The organism is Lactobacillus kefiranofaciens, from assembly GCF_900103655.1.
Lineage (GTDB): Bacteria > Bacillota > Bacilli > Lactobacillales > Lactobacillaceae > Lactobacillus > Lactobacillus kefiranofaciens.
Window position 1 is genome coordinate 16,703 of sequence record NZ_FMXC01000033.1, and the last position, 880, is coordinate 17,582.

General features: G+C 41.9%; 1 protein-coding gene. It reads left to right on the top strand.

From position 1 onward, the window contains the following. Window positions 1-131 precede the first annotated feature (131 nt). The coding region (locus tag BLP58_RS09535) for an IS256 family transposase (RefSeq protein WP_143000343.1) at window positions 132-880 on the top strand (749 nt) is incomplete at its 3' end.

The window sequence follows — 880 nt, forward strand, 5'->3', positions numbered from 1 at the left end:
GAGACTGTAAAATAGTTTGTGTAAGGATGAATGATTCCTTAAATTAATTTCTTAAAATATTAGAAAAAGGAGTTCCTTTCTCGTATGATTGGTTTAAACAAAAAAACACATACAGAAAGAAGAACTCCTTCATGAATGATTTTACCAAAAATATGGCACAAGCTCTATTCAATCAAGACAAAATAAACAATTTATTGTGCAAAGAACTCCAGCAAGCAGTTAATGACCTATTGAAAGCTGAACTGACTGCGTTTTTAGGCTATGATCCTTATGCCAGAGCTGGCTGGAATACAGGCAGTTCACGCAATGGTGTTTACTTTCGCAAGGTTGATACGCAGTTTGGCGAGATTGAAATCCAGGTGCCACGAGACCGTAACGACCTGTTTCATCAGCACACGCTGCCTGACTACAAGCAGCACTCCGATGTTTTGGAAAGTATGATTATCAAGCTATATTCCAAAGGCGTAACCACCAGAGAGATAGCTGATTTGATTGAAAAGATGTATGGCAGCCATTACAGCCCAGCTCAGGTATCTAACATCTCCAAGCAGATGATTCCAAAAGTTGAGGCCTATCATCAGCGCAAACTCAGTGATAAGTTCTTCTGCGTTTATCTAGACGCTACCTACGTTCCTCTGCGCCGAGAAACCTTTGAACGAGAAGCTGTCTATATTGCCATTGGCATCAAACCTAATGGACACAAGGAAGTTATCGACTACTGCATTGCGCCCAATGAAAACATTGAAGTCTGGACGGAGCTGCTCCAAAGCATGAAGTCTCGCGGCTTAGAGCAAGTAGAGCTTTTTCTTTCAGATGGCGTTGTGGGCATGAAGACAGCACTGGCAAAGACCTATCCTCAAGCTCATTTCCAGCGTTGCTT